The 15,884-nt window shown below is 66.9% G+C and carries 13 protein-coding genes; 5 read left to right on the forward strand and 8 right to left on the reverse strand.

Annotated elements, in window-relative coordinates:
* Positions 1 to 166 precede the first annotated feature (166 nt).
* From H9654_RS12430 to H9654_RS12450, 5 genes are all read right to left on the reverse strand, one after another.
* Complete coding sequence (locus tag H9654_RS12430) at positions 167 to 1,426, reverse strand: OprD family outer membrane porin (RefSeq protein ID WP_191771089.1); 1,260 nt, start codon at positions 1,424 to 1,426, stop codon at positions 167 to 169.
* A gap of 43 nt (positions 1,427 to 1,469) precedes the next feature.
* Complete coding sequence (locus tag H9654_RS12435) at positions 1,470 to 2,810, reverse strand: GntP family permease (protein WP_191771090.1); 1,341 nt, start codon at positions 2,808 to 2,810, stop codon at positions 1,470 to 1,472.
* A 70-nt stretch (positions 2,811 to 2,880) separates the two neighbouring features.
* Positions 2,881 to 3,813: a hydroxymethylglutaryl-CoA lyase gene (locus H9654_RS12440; protein ID WP_191771091.1), complete on the reverse strand. Its 933-nt coding sequence runs from the start codon at positions 3,811 to 3,813 to the stop codon at positions 2,881 to 2,883.
* On the reverse strand, positions 3,810 to 5,006 hold the full coding sequence (locus tag H9654_RS12445; RefSeq protein ID WP_191771092.1) for a CaiB/BaiF CoA transferase family protein: 1,197 nt from the start codon (positions 5,004 to 5,006) through the stop codon (positions 3,810 to 3,812). The genes H9654_RS12440 and H9654_RS12445 overlap by 4 nt, the downstream gene beginning before the upstream one ends.
* Before the next feature lie 96 nt (positions 5,007 to 5,102).
* On the reverse strand, positions 5,103 to 5,999 hold the full coding sequence (locus H9654_RS12450; RefSeq protein WP_191771093.1) for a LysR family transcriptional regulator: 897 nt from the start codon (positions 5,997 to 5,999) through the stop codon (positions 5,103 to 5,105).
* A 150-nt stretch (positions 6,000 to 6,149) separates the two neighbouring features.
* On the opposite strand from H9654_RS12450, the gene H9654_RS12455 reads away from it, so the two are divergent.
* From H9654_RS12455 to H9654_RS12470, 4 genes are all read left to right on the forward strand, one after another.
* Positions 6,150 to 8,765 carry a hypothetical protein gene (locus H9654_RS12455; RefSeq protein ID WP_191771094.1) on the forward strand — a complete coding sequence of 872 codons (2,616 nt, stop codon included), beginning with the start codon at positions 6,150 to 6,152 and terminating at the stop codon, positions 8,763 to 8,765.
* Between the two features lie 162 nt (positions 8,766 to 8,927).
* Positions 8,928 to 10,442: an alpha/beta fold hydrolase gene (locus tag H9654_RS12460; RefSeq protein ID WP_191771095.1), complete on the forward strand. Its 1,515-nt coding sequence runs from the start codon at positions 8,928 to 8,930 to the stop codon at positions 10,440 to 10,442.
* Positions 10,439 to 11,185, forward strand: coding sequence for an ABC transporter ATP-binding protein (locus tag H9654_RS12465; protein ID WP_191771096.1), 747 nt, complete (start codon positions 10,439 to 10,441; stop codon positions 11,183 to 11,185). The genes H9654_RS12460 and H9654_RS12465 overlap by 4 nt, the downstream gene beginning before the upstream one ends.
* On the forward strand, positions 11,182 to 12,366 hold the full coding sequence (locus H9654_RS12470) for an ABC transporter permease (RefSeq protein ID WP_101099375.1): 1,185 nt from the start codon (positions 11,182 to 11,184) through the stop codon (positions 12,364 to 12,366). The genes H9654_RS12465 and H9654_RS12470 overlap by 4 nt, the downstream gene beginning before the upstream one ends.
* Positions 12,367 to 12,419: 53 nt before the next feature.
* Here the strand turns inward: H9654_RS12470 and H9654_RS12475 are convergent, their stop codons facing one another.
* The 3 genes from H9654_RS12475 to H9654_RS12485 form a co-directional block, all read right to left on the reverse strand.
* Entirely contained in the window at positions 12,420 to 13,124 is a 705-nt protein-coding gene (locus H9654_RS12475) for a transposase (RefSeq protein ID WP_191771097.1), read from the reverse strand.
* 146 nt (positions 13,125 to 13,270) lie between these two features.
* A complete protein-coding gene (locus H9654_RS12480) occupies positions 13,271 to 14,308 on the reverse strand; it encodes an energy transducer TonB (RefSeq protein WP_101099374.1) in 1,038 nt (345 codons plus the stop codon).
* Between the two features lie 161 nt (positions 14,309 to 14,469).
* Complete coding sequence (locus tag H9654_RS12485) at positions 14,470 to 15,084, reverse strand: TIGR00645 family protein (RefSeq protein ID WP_191771098.1); 615 nt, start codon at positions 15,082 to 15,084, stop codon at positions 14,470 to 14,472.
* Positions 15,085 to 15,193: 109 nt separating this feature from the next.
* On the opposite strand from H9654_RS12485, the gene H9654_RS12490 reads away from it, so the two are divergent.
* Positions 15,194 to 15,883 carry a glutathione binding-like protein gene (locus H9654_RS12490; RefSeq protein WP_191771099.1) on the forward strand — a complete coding sequence of 230 codons (690 nt, stop codon included), beginning with the start codon at positions 15,194 to 15,196 and terminating at the stop codon, positions 15,881 to 15,883.
* Position 15,884 lies beyond the last annotated feature (1 nt).

The following is a 15,884-nucleotide window of genomic DNA, read 5'->3' on the forward strand; positions in this document are numbered from 1 at the left end:
CCATGGACCTGTCGAAGGTGGGGCGGGGTGGCTGTGCAGGACCGTCTTTTCGCATGGATGCGAAAAGCGAGCCTCCACGGACGGATTCACGGCGTGTCCTGCACAGCCACCCCGCCCCGCCAACACGCACCCGTGCAGCTTTTGACGTTGACGTTGCCGTGCGCTCTCAGCTCTGGCCCGCCCACAGCGGCACGTCGTACACCACCATCACCCGGTTCTCTTCGGCATCGCGTTGGTAGTTGGACCGGAAGAAACCGTTGCGCCAGCGTACCGACAGGTGCTTCAACGCTTCGCTCTGGAACGTGTAGCCGATCTCGACATCACGCTGCCACTGCCGGCCCTCGCCGCTGAACGTGGCCGGGCGCGCGTTGTCGCCCTTCACGTAGCGCACCAGGAACTTCAGGCCAGGCAGGTTGATCTGCTTGCCGTCCAGCTGGTAACGCAGCTGCCAGCTGCGTTCGTCGCGTTCCATGAAGTCGTTGATGAAGGTCCAGTTGAAGACGTTGCCATCGGTGCCGCCCACGAACGGCATCGCCGTATCGCCGTTCATGTCCTGCCACATCACCGCGAACTCCTGGCCGGCGTGCTGCCACGCCACCAGCGCGTTCAGCGCACGGTTGTCGACCACCCCGGCCAGTGCGGGGCCTACGTCGTCGGACACGTAATAGCGTACTTCCGTGCTCAGTCTGCCCAGCGCCAGCGGCTGCTTGAACGCCACCGATGCCACCTGCTGCCGGTACAGATCGCGCAGTTCGCCGTGCTCGTAGTGCAGCGTGAACCGATCATCCGGCGCCCACGAGGCGGTGACCAGTTCGAAGCCATCGGCATCGGGTGTGCCATTGAAGCGGCGGTCCTTGTTGGTGAGGGTCAGGTCCACCCGCTCGGTCCCATCGCGGTACCAGGAACGGTCGTAGCGCGCATAGCCCAGCTCCACGCCGTTGTCCCACGCCGCGCCCAGCGAGGCGCCTTCGAAGGTCTGTGGCAGCAGGCGGCTGGTGTTGGATTTCAGCAGCAGGTTGGATGCGATGTGGCTGCCCACGCGCAGTTCGGCCGGGCCGGCCTTGGCCTTGCCGGTCAGCGCGATGCGGCCGAACGCCGAACGCGCGCCGTCTTCGTCGTAGGGCAGGATGCCGGTGCCGACTTCGGACTGCAGTCCATCCAGCTTGAAATCCGCCATGCCCAGCACGTCGATGCCGAAGCCGACCACGCCCGGCGTGTAGCCGCTGCGCGCATCCAGGAGGAAGCCCTGCGCCCATTCCTCGCGCTTGCCCTGGCCGCTGCCGCTGCGGAAATCACGGTTGTAATAGAAGTTGGTCGCGGTCAGGTCCGCGCTGGCACCGGCCAGGAAACCTTCGTTGTCCGCGGCCAGTGCAGGCGCACTGGCCAGCCCGAAGGCGATCAGCATTGCATTGCGTGTGATGTTCATGGGTCCGGCCCCTCCGCCGTACACAGATGGAAAAAAGGATCGATCAGAAGATCGCGCTGGCCGCCAGGATCAGCAGCAGCGACACCACCGAGGCCAGCGACACCGGCAGGCTCAGCGTCTTCAGCGTGCCGCGCAGGGTCATGCCGAAGGTGGTCTGCATCAGCCAGAACGTATTGCTGGTGACATGCACCAGGAACAGCGAGCCGGAGCCTGCGGCCAGGGCCACCAGCACCGGCGGCACATCCAGCGAATGCAGCGCCGGGGCCAGCATGCTGGCGGCGGTGATCGCCGAGGCCGACACCGAACCGATGGCGATGTGCAGGATGGCCGCCACGACCCACACCAGCAGTAGGGGGGCCGCTGAGTTGGCGCTGAAGTAACCGGACAGGATGTCGCCCAGGCCGGTGGTGGCGACCACCGCCGACAGCGAGCCGGCCACGCCGGTCAGCAGCAGGATCTGTCCGCTTTCCTTGAATGCATCGGTCACCGCGCCACTGCGGTCCTGCGCGGGCACCGTGAAGCGGGCGATCACGAAGGCCAGCACCAGGCCGCAGAACAGGGCGAAGGTGGAGTTGCCCACCGCGGCCAGCGCCGGGATGTCCAGGTCCAATGCGCGGTCCAGTGCGCCGGTGGCGATCATCAGCAGCGGCACGATGATCGGCAGCAGCGACAACTTCAGCGGCACCGCGTTGTCCTCGTCCCTGATCTCGGCGGCAACCACCGCCGGTGCCTGGTCGTCGGGGAGTTCGTCGGTTTGCGGATTCCAGAAGCCGCGACGCAGCAGGAAATGGAAGCCCCACAGGGTCAGGAACACGGTCGGGACCGCGATCGCCAGGCCGACCAGCAGCATCGTGCCCAGCTCCACGTCCAGCACCGCCGACAGCGCCAGCGCGGCCACCCCCGGCACCACCATGGTCAGTGCCAGGTAGATGCCTACGCCCACCGCGCCCGCCATCTTCGGCAGTGCGTCGCCGCCGATGCGCTTGGCCGTGGCACGGGCCAGCGGCGCGGACATCAGCAGCAGCACGTCGGTATAGATCGGCGGGAAGATCGAGGTCAGGATGGTGGCGAACGCATACGGCATCTGCGTCGGCTTGAAGGTGCGCACCAGCAGGCGCACGACCTGCTGGAAGGCACCCATGCGGTGCAGGAACGCGCCGATCATCACGCCGAAACCGATCAGCAGGCCGATCTTGCCCATCAGGTCGCCGAAGCCATCGGTGATGGCCTCGATGGTGGGGCCGAAGCCGAGTCCGGACGACAGCCCCAGGTACAGCGGGCCGGCGATCAGCGCGATCATCGGGTTGACCTTGAAATAGATGATCAACAGGACGATCAACAGAATGGCGAACAGAGCGTTCGCCAGCACAAACCACTCGTGCATGATTCCCTCCCAGGAATGAAGCGTTGTTGATTTCGCAGGGCGATGCCCTGCGCGATGAAGGACGAACGGCTTACGCGGCGCGCAGCCCCGGCGGTGCGGGGTGCAGGTCGGCGACGCGGCCGGCCTTGGCCACCTGGCCGGCGGTTTCATGACCGACCAGCGCCGGTAGCCCGCGCGACAAAGCGATCAGCGCAGGCAGGTCCAAGCCGGTCGGGATGCCCATCTCCTCGCACATCGCCACCAGGTCTTCGGTGCAGATGTTGCCGGAGGCACCGGGTGCGAACGGGCACCCGCCGAGCCCCCCCAGCGCGGCATCGAAACGCTGTGCACCGGCATCGTAGGCAGCCACCACGTTGGCCAGGCCCAGCCCGCGTGTGTTGTGGAAATGCAGGGTCAGCGCGTCGGCGCCGACCAGCGGCAATGCCTGCTCCACCAGCGCGGCAACCTGGCGCGGATTGGCCATGCCGGTGGTGTCGGCCAGGGTGATCCCGGTGCAGCCCAGGTCCAGGTAACGGCGCACCAGGTCAAGCACCTTGGCCACCGGCTGCTCGCCCTCGAACGGACAACCGAAGGCGGTCGCCACGCTGCCGTTGAGCAGCACATCGCCACGCGGCAGCGCGGCAATCCGCGCAAAGCCGTCGAAGCTTTCCTCGGTGGTCATGCGCATGTTGGCCAGGTTGTGGGTCTGCCCGGCCGACATCACCAGGTTGAGCTCACCGGCACCGGCGGCCAACGCGCGCTCAGCGCCCTTCAGGTTGGGTACCAATGCCACGTACACCGTGCCAGGCGCGCGCTGCATGCCGGCGAATACTTCGGACGCATCGGCCAGTACCGGCACGGCCTTGGGCGAGACGAAACTGCTGACTTCGATGCGCGCAAAGCCGAGTGCGCTGAAGGCATCGGCCAGGCGGATCTTGTCGGCCGTGGGCACGAACACCGGTTCGATCTGCAGGCCATCGCGCAGGCAGACTTCCTGCACGATCAACGGACGGACAGTGCTCATGCGGATTCTCCGGTGCGGCCACTGGCGGTCGCGATGGCGGCCGCGGTCATGCCCAGCGTGGCAAGTACCTGGTCGGTGTGTTCGCCGAGTGCCGGGCCGGTCCAGTGCATCCGGCCCGGTGTGGCCGACAGCTTCGGCACGATGCCCGGCAGGGTGATCGGCTGGCCATCGGGCAGGGTGGTTTCCAGCAGCATGCCGCGTGCACGGTAGTGCGGATCGGCGACGATGTCGGCGGCCGAGTAGATGCGCCCGGCAGGCACGTCGGCGGCATCCAGTGCGGCCAGCACTGCATCGATGTGCAGCCCGCTGGTCCAATGGGTGATGGCCGCATCCAGCTCGGCATTGCGCAGCACCCGGCCCGGATTGGTCGCCAGCGCGGCATCGTCGGCCAGGTCGTTGCGGTCGATCGCGCGCATCAGGCGGCGGAAGATCGGATCGCTGTTGCCGGCGATCACCACGAAGCTGCCATCGGCGGTGGGATAGGTGTTGGATGGGCTGATCCCCGGCAGCGCGCCGCCGGTGCGTTCACGCACCGTGCCGAACATCGCGTGCTCGGGCACCAGGCTTTCCATCAGGTTGAACACGCTTTCCACCAGCGATACGTCCACCACCTGGCCGCCGCCCTGGCCGGTCTTGACCCGCAGCAGCGCCATCAGCGCGCCCATGACCCCATGCAGCGAGGCCAGCGAGTCGCCCAGGCTGATGCCCACGCGTGCCGGCGGCGTGCTCGGATCACCGGTGGTGTAGCGGATGCCGCCCATCGCCTCGCCGATCGCGCCGAAGCCCGGCCGGTCGCGGTACGGGCCATCCTGGCCGTAGCCGGAGATGCGCACCATGATCAGGTCCGGATTCAGCGTGGACAGCACGTCCCAGCCCAGGCCGAGCTTTTCCAGCCCGCCGGGACGGAAATTCTCGATCACCACATCGGCGCTGGCAGCCAGTTGGCGCGCCGCCTCGGCGCCCTCGGCGGACTTCAGGTCCAATGCCACCGACTTCTTGTTGCGCGCCTGCAGCGACCACCACAGCGAGGTGTCGCCATGCAGCTTGCGCCACTTGCGCAGTGGGTCGCCGCCCTCGGGCGACTCGATCTTGATCACTTCGGCGCCGAACTCGGCGAACAGCCGCGCGGCAAACGGCGCCGCGATCAGTGTTCCGAATTCAACAACGCGGATGCCGTGCAATGGACCGGACATCTTCTACCCTCCCAGGACTAGACCGGCAGGGTAGGTCGCAATCATCGGATGACGCCATGCCTTTCTGACGAAAAACCGTTCGCGAAACGCGAACGCCTACATCTTTGGTCGAAGATGCTCGACCAGCTGCTGGGCGGCGGTGGACAACGGCCGGTCGCCGCGCCAGACCAGTTTCAGTTCGCGCTCGGCCCAGCCGTCGGTCAGCGCTTCCACGTGCAGGTGCATGGCCCGGCCGAACAGCGCGAACACCGGCTCGGGCACCACGCCGATGCCCAGCCCGGCCTGCACGGTGCGGCAGATGGCGTCGAAGCCGGGCACGTGGATGCGCCGCCGCAGCGGCCGGCCGGCATCGCGCGCGGCCATCTGCGAACGGGTGAAGATCGAGCTCTCCGCATGCAGCGCGATCTGGTCGAAGGGCAGCGTATCGGCGAACGCCAGCGGCCCGCTGCCGGCCAGCGGATGGTCCGGCCGCATCAGCATCACCAGCCGGTCGCGGCGGAAGGTCACGGCGGTCAGTTCGCCCAGTTCGCCATCGCCGGAACACACGCCGATTTCCGCCCAGCCTTCCTGGATGCCGCGCACCACGCCGCCGGTGGGGCGTTCTTCCAGCTCGATGCGCAGGTCTGGATGGGTCAGGAAGAACTGCTCCAGCTCTTCCGGCAGGTAGGCCACGATGGCCGACAGGTTGGCCAGCATGCGGATATGCCCGCGGATGCCGCGACGGTATTCCAGCAGTTCCGATGACAGTGCGGAGGCGGCCAGCAGCATGCGCCGCGCGTGCTGCAGCAGGCTTTCGCCGGCCAGGGTCAGCTGCATGCCGCGCGAGTTGCGGGTGAACAGCGCCACATCCAGTCCGCTCTCCAGGTCATTCAGGCGCCGGCTGGCGGCGGAGGTGGCAATCGCCTCGCGATCGGCCGCACGGGTCAGCGAGCCTTCCTCGGCCACGGCCACGAACAGTCGCAGGGTGGTCAGGCTGATCCGGTCGATGGACATCGGCTGGCTGATGGGGGCGGTCCTGCGCGGTGGCGTGAGCGGCATTGTACGGTGCGCCCGCATTGCTCAGCGCTCCCGGGAACGCACTGAATCTGCAAGTGGCGATGGCGCTGAAAGGCTGAAAATGGGAGCCCAGACCAGGCGCCTCACATGGATACCGTGCAGTGTTTCTCCTGCGGAACCGCAGGAAGCGTGAATGTCATGACGCATATTCGGCGGCTGGTCCCCGGCCTGCGTCCGGGCGCGATAAGCAACCGACCTTTATCCCAGGCCCCATCCCGAGCCATCGTACCTGCCGAGGTCTCGCAGGAGATGATCGACTGGGGCCGGCAGATCGTCGCGATCCAGCTGATGCGCGGGGCATGCCGGCACCTTCCCGGCCTCACATGGATCGATTGTGCCTGGCGGGCGGGACGGGCGCTGTCCGGCCTACGGCACGGCCATGTCACTGATGCCCTTCGGTGCGTTCCTGTCGGCCTCGTGCTCAGCGCTTTCAGCGAACACCTGCTGGACGCCTTGCCTCGGTTGCGTGATACGAGTGAACGGCATGAGGCGGTGATCCTTTTCCTGGCGGCTGTTGCGTGGGCCACCCGGGTACAGGACGATTCCCGCCCTGCGCCGCTGTCTTCCACGCAGCGCACAATGTTGGGCTCGCTCAAAGGTATGCGGCTGCTGTCAGGCGTGTGGAGCGCCATCAGTCATGGCCCGTCGCCGACCCCGCCGGACCCTTGTGGCAACGGGTATTGCATTGCGGCCTCACCGGGCGCTCCCGGCCCCGCCGTGACACGCAACCAGACCACGGGTCTCACCATGGCCGGTCTTCCGGCTGGCCATGGCATCACCCTGGAACGTGCACCGGAACCGCCAAGCGGGTGGATGTATGCGGGAGGCAGCGCAGTGTTCCCAGGTGCGTCCGCCAAGCGTTCCGGCGGAAGAGGCGCAGCACCGCGACCGGCAAGGCCCAAGGCCGCCGCGCGCCCGGTCAAGCCACGAACCCGCACCGGGATAAATGTCCGCAGGACCAGTACGCGGGATCGGGCCGAAGCCAACGAGCGCAGGGACCCGCAAACAGGAAACAGCGACGGATTCCTGATCCGGGGAGCGGCGAGAAACGGCGGGGCGCTGGCCGGTCATGCGCAGGCCTCCAATGCGGATAGCGCTCGGGAATCGATGATGGGCCCGTTGTCACACTCTTCGAGCGCGGTCTTCAAGACCCGCGATCAGGAGGACCGGCGCAGGGCGGAAATTCCGGCAAAGTCGACGACGACGGCGACTCCTTTCGTCGGCAGGCGAAAGAAGCCTGGCGCGTCACGCACGGCGCTGCCTATGCCTGCCCCGGCGGTACCCCCAGCCACTTTCACTTCCGTCGTGGACAGCCCCCGCTGTCTGCGCTTCCACGATGGCCGGGAAATGTGCAGGCAACTACGCGCGCTGCGCGAACAGAGCACGATGACCCGCTATTGCATCCATCCGCGCGCACGTGAACGCTTCTCCAACATGTTCAGCTTCGCGGGCGCGACGTTGCCTGGCGCAGACGCGAGAACCATCGCCCACCCGATACAGGAAAGGATTCCCAAGGCGCTGCGCAGGTCTGCCATCCAGATCATCCGGCGACCCGGGCACCCTTCGCCGACGCTTCCCTCACGACCTGCCGAGGTGGGGCACAACCTTGTCTTCTCCGTCATCACCATCGCGTTGCTTGAAGGTCCCGTCAGTGTGGAGCTGCTTGACCACCGCATGTCGCTTCTGCGCAACACCTTCCGCCTCATGGAACATGTGGATATCGGAGGCAGCAGGCACCTGCTGATTGCTTACCTGATTGTCAGTGACGAGGCCAGGGCGCGCGGTGTCGCCGCGGGCGTGCTGGATGTCCAGGTCGATGAGGCAGGGGCAGTGAGTGTCCGCGACGATAAGCGCGACTGGACCATCGGCGCATCGGACCTCGACGGCTTGGTGGCCGGCCTGCAGGACGTCAGTGGACTGGACTACGATCCGGGCCCGGAGCACCGGGGCAATGCCCTTCCTGGAGCACAGCGCGGAACGGTCCCGGAACCGGCGGGCAATCTCTGGGTCACTGAACAAGAGCAGCTGTCCTGGATGCCGCCGCACGACCGGCTTCCCCACGAGCGCACGCTCAGCTTCATCAATCCGGTCGTGATACCCCCGAGCGCGCAGCATGCTGCGGTGGAGCTCTACGCCAACAGCTTCACCATCACCGGGGACTGTCTGCTTTACGCAGACGAAAAATGGATGCCGGGCGTCCTGCGCCTGGGGTGTCCCACGTCCCACCAGGCGGGCGGCGCGATACTTCACTGCCCAACGCCGCCCGATGAGGCATTCGCCAGACGGTTCGGCCTACAGGCGGGCTATGCGTACAACCTCGAAGCCTTGGCCGATCAACTGGAAGCGGGAGGCATGGTGAGGGTGCCGGGTCCGGATATCGAAGCGGGCTCAAGACGCCCTGTCGAAACGTCCACCGCTCTGGATGACGTCGAAGATCCTTCGCCGGGACCTGCAATGTGTCCTGCGTGCTTCACCTTCGAACAGGGTGTGCTGCGCTACGCCGATCCACATGGCCAGCAGGGCGCGCTGGTCTTCGACAGGGCGCCTGAGCATCAGGAACGTTATGTGCTGGGCGACATGGAACGCCCGCAGGACCGCGCGTTCGCCTACGAAAATGGATTTGATCGTCTGCGTCGCTATACCGAGGATGAAATCGTCATGTGGCTTGCCGGCGAGGGCTACGAGCGGGTCGATGGCAGCTAGCCCGCTGTCGCGTCCTGCGCCACGCCGTGTCCCGGGAGCCTCGGTTTCGCGGTCCGATGCCGTCGCCCATCGCGGCCCTCCCGTGCTTCGGTGTAACTTGGTCACATCCGCGCCGGGGCCTCGTCCTTGTCGCATGACCATCAGCAAGGGGAAGCAAGGAAGATGTCCAGAAACCACCTGAAACTGGCCGGGGTGTTGGCCAGTGTCCTGTGTGCTGCATGCAGTGCGCCACCTTCGGGAACCGAAGGCGCGGCCAGCGGGCGCCACTACGGGCAGATCGAATTCAAACCCTGCACGCTGACCGGCGCGGTCGCCGCGGCGAATGTCGAAGCGCTGTGCGGCACCTTCAGCGTGCCGGAAAACCCCGCCGCGCCGGAGGGCCGGAAGATCGACCTGCGCATCGCCTGGCTGGATGCGGACAAGGCGGCCAGCGGCCTGCCGGATCCGGTGTTCTTCCTGGCCGGTGGTCCTGGCCAGGCAGCCAGCGACGTGGCGCTGCCGGTCAGCACCGCGCTGCGCCAGGTACGCAAACAGCGCGACATCTTCCTGATCGACCAGCGCGGTACCGGCGGCTCCAACCCGCTGAGCTGCCTCGGCGCGGACGGCAAGGAACTGCCGATGGACGAGCACGCCGATCCCACCGAAGCGTATATCCAGGGCTACGCCGCCCAGTGCGCCACCTCGCTGGAAGGCCGTGCGGACCCGCGTTTCTATACCACCTCCCAGGCCATCGATGACCTGGACGCGGTGCGCAAGGCACTCGGTGCCGGGCAGCTCAACCTGGTCGGCGGCTCCTACGGAACCCGTGTCGCCCAGCGCTACGCCGCGCGCTATCCGCAGCACGTGCGCAGCATGGTGATCGACGGGGTGGTGCCGAACGACCTGGTGGTCGGCGGTGACTTCGCCAACACCTTCGAGGACGCGATCATCCTGCAGTCCGCGCAGTGCATCAAGGACGCGGCCTGCGCCAAGCGTTTCCCGGTCAATACCCGTACCCAGCTGCGCAGCGTGCTGGACACCCTGGCCGCCGCGCCGGTGACGGTCGACTACCGCGATCCGGCCACCGCCGAGGCCCGCCAGGATGTGCTGAAGCCGGACAGCGTGCTCGGCCTGATCTTCGCCTTCTCCTACATTCCCGAACTGTCCTCGCTGCTGCCGGTGGTGCTCGACGAAGCCGCGCAGGGGCGCTACGGTCCGCTCGCGGCGCTGACCCGCAACGCCTCGCGCGCGATGGACCTGCAGATCAGCCGGGGCATGCAGTGGTCGGTGATCTGCAGCGAGGACGCACCGCGCTTCCAGCCTGCTCCGCAGAGCGATCGCCTGCTGGGTCCGAACGTGGCGCAGATGTTCTTCGCTGCCTGCACGGTGTGGCCACATGACAAGGCCGCCGCCGACGCCGCCACGCCGTTCAAGAGCGACCTGCCGGTGCTGCTGCTGTCCGGCGAGCTGGATCCGGTCACCCCGCCGCGCTACGCCGAGCAGGTGCTGAAGGGCCTGCCCAACGGTCGCCACATCGTCGCCCGCGGGCAGGGCCACGGCAGCATCAACGCCGGCTGCATGCCGCGCGTGCTGGGCCAGTACATCGACACCGCAGACGCCAAGGCAGTGGATGCCAGCTGCCTGGATTCGCTGAGCCACGTGCCGGCGTTCACCTCGTTCAACGGATGGGAACCATGATCGTCGCAGAGGGCCTGCACAAGGCATTCCACACCAAGACCGGCCGCATCCAGGCGGTGCAGGACGTCAGCTTCCGTGCTGAAGACGGGCGCATCACCGGGCTGCTTGGACCGAACGGCGCCGGCAAGACCACCACCATGCGCATGCTTTACACGCTGATGAGCCCGGACCAGGGCCGGGTCACCGTGGATGGCATCGATGCCAATGTCGACGCCACGGCAGTGCGCCGCCGGCTGGGCGTGCTGCCCGACGCGCGGGGGGTCTACAAGCGGCTCACCGCGCGCGAGAACATCGCCTACTTCGGTGAGCTGCACGGGCTGGACGCGGGCACCATCGCCCAGCGCACCGAAGCGCTGTCGCGGGCGCTGGACATGGGCGACATCCTGGACCGTCAGACCGATGGCTTTTCGCAGGGCCAGCGCACCAAGACCGCGATTGCCCGTGCGCTGGTGCATGACCCGCGCAACGTGATCCTGGACGAGCCGACCAATGGCCTGGACGTGATGACCACCCGTGCGATGCGCCGGTTCCTGCATGGCCTGCGCGACGAAGGCCGCTGCGTGATCTTCTCCAGCCACATCATGCAGGAGGTGGCTGCGCTGTGTGACCACATCGTGATCGTCGCCAAGGGCACGGTGATGGCTGCCGGCAGCGCCGACGAACTGCGCGAACAAGCGGGCCAGAGCAACCTCGAGGACGCCTTCGTCAAACTGATCGGCACCGAAGAGGGCCTGCACGCATGAGCATCATGTCCACGTTGTTCACCGTGATGCGCAAGGAACTGCGCGACCTCTCGCGTGACCGGCGCACCCTGGCCCTGACCCTGCTGATGGGCCCGCTGCTGTATCCGATCCTGATCCTCGGCATGGGCAAGCTGGCCGAAAGCCGGGTCAAGTCCCAGATCGAGCAGCCGCTGGAAATCCCGACCATCGGCGCGCAGAACGCACCCAACCTGGTGCGGTTCCTGGCCGCGCAGGGCCTCAATGCAACCGCTGCCCCGAAGGACCTCAACGAGGCGATCAGTGACCAGCGCATCGATGTCGCGCTGCGTATCAGCGAGTCGTTCGACGAACACTGGCGCGATGGCCGGCCGGCCTTGGTGGAGATCCTGCAGGACAGCACCCGACGCGCCGCCGACGTGCCCACCGCACGTCTGAAGGCAGCGCTGCAGACCTACAACGGCCAGGTCGGTTCGTTGCGGTTGATGGCACGCGGCATCGACGCGCAGGTCGCCCGTCCGCTGGACGTGGCGACACAGGACCTGGCATCAGCCGAGGCCAAGCAGGGCATGATGCTGTCGATGCTGCTGCCGCTGCTGCTGACCATCACCTCGTTCCTGGGCGGTGCCTATCTGGTGATGGACACCACCGCCGGCGAGCGCGAACGGCAGTCGCTGGAGCCGTTGCTGGCCACCCCGGCCAAGCGCAGCGCCATCGTCAGCGGCAAGATCGCCGCCGCCTGCGTGGTGGGTATCGCCTCGCTGGTGCTGACCCTGGTGGCGTTCAAGCTCAGCGCGCAGCTGTCCGACAGCAGCGTTGGCCGCCAGCTCAACATGGGGCTGGGTTCGATGCTGCAGATGCTGCTGGTGATGCTGCCGATGCTGTTGATCGGCACTTCGCTGCTGACCTTCCTGTCGGCCGCGTCCAAGAGCATGAAGGAAGCCCAGAGCCACATGACCTGGCTGATGCTGCTGCCGATGCTGCCCAGCTACGCGCTGCTGGTGTATCCGCTGAAGAGCGTGGTGTGGCAGTACGCCATCCCGTTCCTGTCGCAGAACCAGATGCTGCTGAAGGTGATCCGCCACGAGCACATCAGCCCGACCATCTGGGTGATCTACCTCGGCGCCAACCTCGGCCTGGCCGCCCTGCTGTGGTTCGCCGCGATCCACCGCTACCGCCAGGAACGCCTCGCGATCTCCGGCTGAGCAAAAAGGGGACGGAGGGGATTAAGTCGTTTTCGACCTGCCTCTCTGTCCCCTTATCGCGATTCGCTGCCTGGCTTGCGCGGGCGGCCCCGTGGCCGTGCCGCTACGGGGCGGCCCAGGGTTTCAGCCAGCATTTCCAGGAACCGCGCACTGCCCAGCGGGCACTGCGTCCTGCCGTGTTCGCGGATTGCCGGGGCCTCCGCGCTGGCCCGACGATGATCGCGCAGGAACGACCGGTAGCCGACACGGCGTTGCGCGGGGGTGCCACCCAGCATCAGCAGCGCGGGATGCGGGGTCAGCAACGGGTCACGGCGCAGGCCCAGATTGCCGTGCACGCTGGACCACGCAGCCTGCTCAGGGGCGGCCACCAGGCCGGCACGCACCGGATTGAGTTCGATGTAGCGGTAGACCGCCAGCAGGTAGGCGTCGTTGTCGATCATGCTGGAATGGAAGCGACCCTGCCAAAGCGGACCGGATCGACCGTGTCGCTGGTTGAACGCCTGCACGTAGCCCGTACCGAGCGCCCGCATCGCATGGGCCAGGCCACCGCTGGTCTTCGGCGTAGCCAGCAGATGCACATGGTTGTCCATCAGCACATACGCGTGCAGCGCAACGTCATGCTTGACGAAGGCCTTGTGCATCACGCGCAGGAAATGGTCGCGGTCCAGATCGTCGGCGAATATCGCGCCTTTGTTGACGCCGCGCTGGACGACGTGGAACGGCAGGCCTGGCACCAGCAGGCGGGCATGGCGGGGCATGGCGCGGGCTTCCATGTGGGGTGGAAGCCCAGCCTGCGGGGCGAAGACGCGCGGTGTTATCAGGCCACGTCGTGCCGCGCTGTGGCAGCAAGGCACGCGGTGGGGGAAACGAGGGGATTACGACTTAATCCCCTCCGTCCCCTTTTTCAGCCGCCGGGGCTGAAGGCCAGCGTGCGGCGGGTGGTGACCGGTGCGGCGACCGGTTCGAAGCGCCAGCGCTTCACGGCGGCCAGGGCTTCGCGGTCGAAGGTGCGGGCCGGGGTGGCGCGCAGCACGCGGGCGCTGGTGACCGAGCCGTCGGTGCCGACGGTGATCTCCACCAGCACTTCGCCGGAGGTATTGGAACGCAGCGCGTCGGCCGGGTAGCGCGGGGCCGGCGTGCTGACCGGACGCAGGGTGGGCGCTGCGGTCTGGCGTGCGGCGGCAGCGGCGGCGGCCTGTGCGGCGGCCTGCTGCTGGCGCTGTTCGGCTTCACGGCGGGCGGCGGCCTGGCGTTCGGCGTCCTGCGCGGCCGGCGCGGGTGCGGCGGCCGCCGGGGTGGCAGCGGCCTGCTGCGAGGCGATCTGCTGCGCCGCGGCGGCTTCGCGGGTGCGCTGCTCGGCCAGCTTCTGCTGTTCGGCCAACTGCTTGGTCTTGGCCTCGGCTTCGCGCTTGACGCGTTCGGTTTCTTCGGTGGTGCGCAGCGCGGCCACTTCCACGCCACGGGTGATGCCCTGCTTCAGGCGCGGCAATGCCGGCGCCTTCGGGTCCACTTTCTCGATCAGCGCGATCAGCCGCTGGCCTTCCTCGAAGTCCTCGCGCGCCATGTTCTGTTCGGCGGCGATCAGCGTGTACGGCAGCAGGTCGGTCAACGCGCTTTTCACCGACGCATCGTCCGGGGTCTTGTCGCGCAGCGCCAGGTAGTACTCGATCGCATTGTCGCCGGCGGGGGCGTACATGCGGTTGTCGCGCAGTGCCTGGCTGGCCGCTTCGCGCAGTTCCTCGCTGCCCATCGCCTGCACCTTGCTGGACACGGCCGGTTCGGCGGCGGGCGCGGTGGCGGCAGGCGCGGCGGCGGCTGGCTTGGCATCGGTAGCGGGTGCGGCGGTCTCGTCTTTGCCTGAACAGGCGGCGAGGCCAATCAGCAGGACGGCAGGCGCCAGCAGGCGCGCACGAACAACGACGGATTTCCTGGCGTACGACATCCTGTTTCCCCCTTTGAAACGACGATACGAAAGACCTGGCAATGGTCCCAGGCACGAGCCTGCGGCGTTTCCCGACGCCGTAGGCAGATACTGTCAGCTGTGCAATCTAGCATCCCCCGGGGGGGAAGGGCAGGGGCGGATCAGCCACCCCTGCCACTGGGTCAGTGAGCGTCCCGCGTGCCGCTGCTGCCGCCGCCCATCAGCTTGTCGGTCCAGGCGATGCCGATCGCCGACAGGATGAATACGGCATGGATGATGGTCTGCCACAACACCCCGGTGGAGGTCAGCGTGGCGCACTTGGCGGCGCCGGCATTGGCGGCCGAGGCGGCAGCGTTCATCAGTTCCGGCGGGCACAGCGGCAGGCCGTCCAGCGCGCCGGCGGCGATGAAGGTCTTCAGCAGGTGGATCGAGGAGATGCCGATGATCGACAGCGCCAGCTTCACCTTCAGCACGCTGGCGTTGACGTGGCTCAGCCATTCCGGCTGGTCCGGGTGGCCTTCCAGGCGCAGGCGCGAGACGAAGGTTTCATAGCCACCCACGATCACCATCACCAGCAGGTTGGAGATCATCACCACGTCGATCAGCCCCAGCACGATCAGCATGATCTGCTGCTCGCCCAGGTTGCTGGCATCCATGATCAGGTGCCACAGCTCCTTGCCGAACAGGTAGACGTACACGCCCTGGGCGACGATCAGGCCCAGGTACAGCGGCAGCTGCAGCCAGCGTGAGGCGAAGATCAGGGTGGACAGGGGATTGGGGCGGTGCTGAGGGGTCATGGACGGCATGCTGCGTTGCAGGAGAGGGCGCAGAGTACTGGTCCAATGAGACAGTGCCAAGCGGGTCCACCTACTACACTCGCAGCACATCCCCGATGAGTGACCCGCCATGATCGATCTGTATTACTGGCCCACCCCGAACGGCCACAAGGTGACCTTGTTCCTGGAAGAGGCCGGGCTGGAGTACCGCATCCATCCGGTCAACATCGGCACCGGCGACCAGTTCAAGCCGGAATTCCTCGCCATCTCGCCCAACAACAAGATGCCGGCGATCCTCGACCCGACTCCGGCCGGTGGTGGCGCGCCGCTGAGCGTGTTCGAGTCCGGTGCGATCCTGTTGTATCTGGCCGAAAAGACCGGCAGCTTCCTGTCCCACGACCCGCGCGAGCGCGTGGAAACCCTGGAATGGCTGTTCTGGCAGATGGCCGGGCTGGGCCCGATGAGCGGGCAGATGGGCCATTTCAACGTGTATGCGCCGGAGAAGATTCCGTATGCCATCGAACGCTATGGCAACGAAGTCAGCCGCCTGCACGGGGTGATGGACAAGCGCCTGGCCGAGCACGAATGGCTGGCCGGCAGCGCGTACAGCATCGCCGACATGGCCAGCTATCCGTGGATCGGGGCTTACGACAAGCTGCCGCCGGACTTCGCCGCCTTCCCGAACCTGCAGCGCTGGCACCAGGCGATCGCCGCGCGGCCGGCCACCCAACGTGCGTACGCGCTGCGCCAGCAGGTCAATCCGGATGCCGGCAAGCCGCTCAGCGATGAAGAACGCAAGCACCTGTTCGGCAAGCGCTGAA

The organism is Stenotrophomonas lacuserhaii, from assembly GCF_014836545.1.
GTDB lineage: Bacteria > Pseudomonadota > Gammaproteobacteria > Xanthomonadales > Xanthomonadaceae > Stenotrophomonas > Stenotrophomonas lacuserhaii.

Coding starts and splice junctions, on each gene's coding strand:
- H9654_RS12430 (WP_191771089.1), bottom strand. CDS start 1,426: ATGAACATCACACGCAATGCAATGCTGATCGCCTTCGGGCTGGCCAGT.
- H9654_RS12435 (WP_191771090.1), bottom strand. CDS start 2,810: ATGCACGAGTGGTTTGTGCTGGCGAACGCTCTGTTCGCCATTCTGTTG.
- H9654_RS12440 (WP_191771091.1), bottom strand. CDS start 3,813: ATGAGCACTGTCCGTCCGTTGATCGTGCAGGAAGTCTGCCTGCGCGAT.
- H9654_RS12445 (WP_191771092.1), bottom strand. CDS start 5,006: ATGTCCGGTCCATTGCACGGCATCCGCGTTGTTGAATTCGGAACACTG.
- H9654_RS12450 (WP_191771093.1), bottom strand. CDS start 5,999: ATGTCCATCGACCGGATCAGCCTGACCACCCTGCGACTGTTCGTGGCC.
- H9654_RS12455 (WP_191771094.1), top strand. CDS start 6,150: ATGGATACCGTGCAGTGTTTCTCCTGCGGAACCGCAGGAAGCGTGAAT.
- H9654_RS12460 (WP_191771095.1), top strand. CDS start 8,928: ATGTCCAGAAACCACCTGAAACTGGCCGGGGTGTTGGCCAGTGTCCTG.
- H9654_RS12465 (WP_191771096.1), top strand. CDS start 10,439: ATGATCGTCGCAGAGGGCCTGCACAAGGCATTCCACACCAAGACCGGC.
- H9654_RS12470 (WP_101099375.1), top strand. CDS start 11,182: ATGAGCATCATGTCCACGTTGTTCACCGTGATGCGCAAGGAACTGCGC.
- H9654_RS12475 (WP_191771097.1), bottom strand. CDS start 13,124: ATGCCCCGCCATGCCCGCCTGCTGGTGCCAGGCCTGCCGTTCCACGTC.
- H9654_RS12480 (WP_101099374.1), bottom strand. CDS start 14,308: ATGTCGTACGCCAGGAAATCCGTCGTTGTTCGTGCGCGCCTGCTGGCG.
- H9654_RS12485 (WP_191771098.1), bottom strand. CDS start 15,084: ATGACCCCTCAGCACCGCCCCAATCCCCTGTCCACCCTGATCTTCGCC.
- H9654_RS12490 (WP_191771099.1), top strand. CDS start 15,194: ATGATCGATCTGTATTACTGGCCCACCCCGAACGGCCACAAGGTGACC.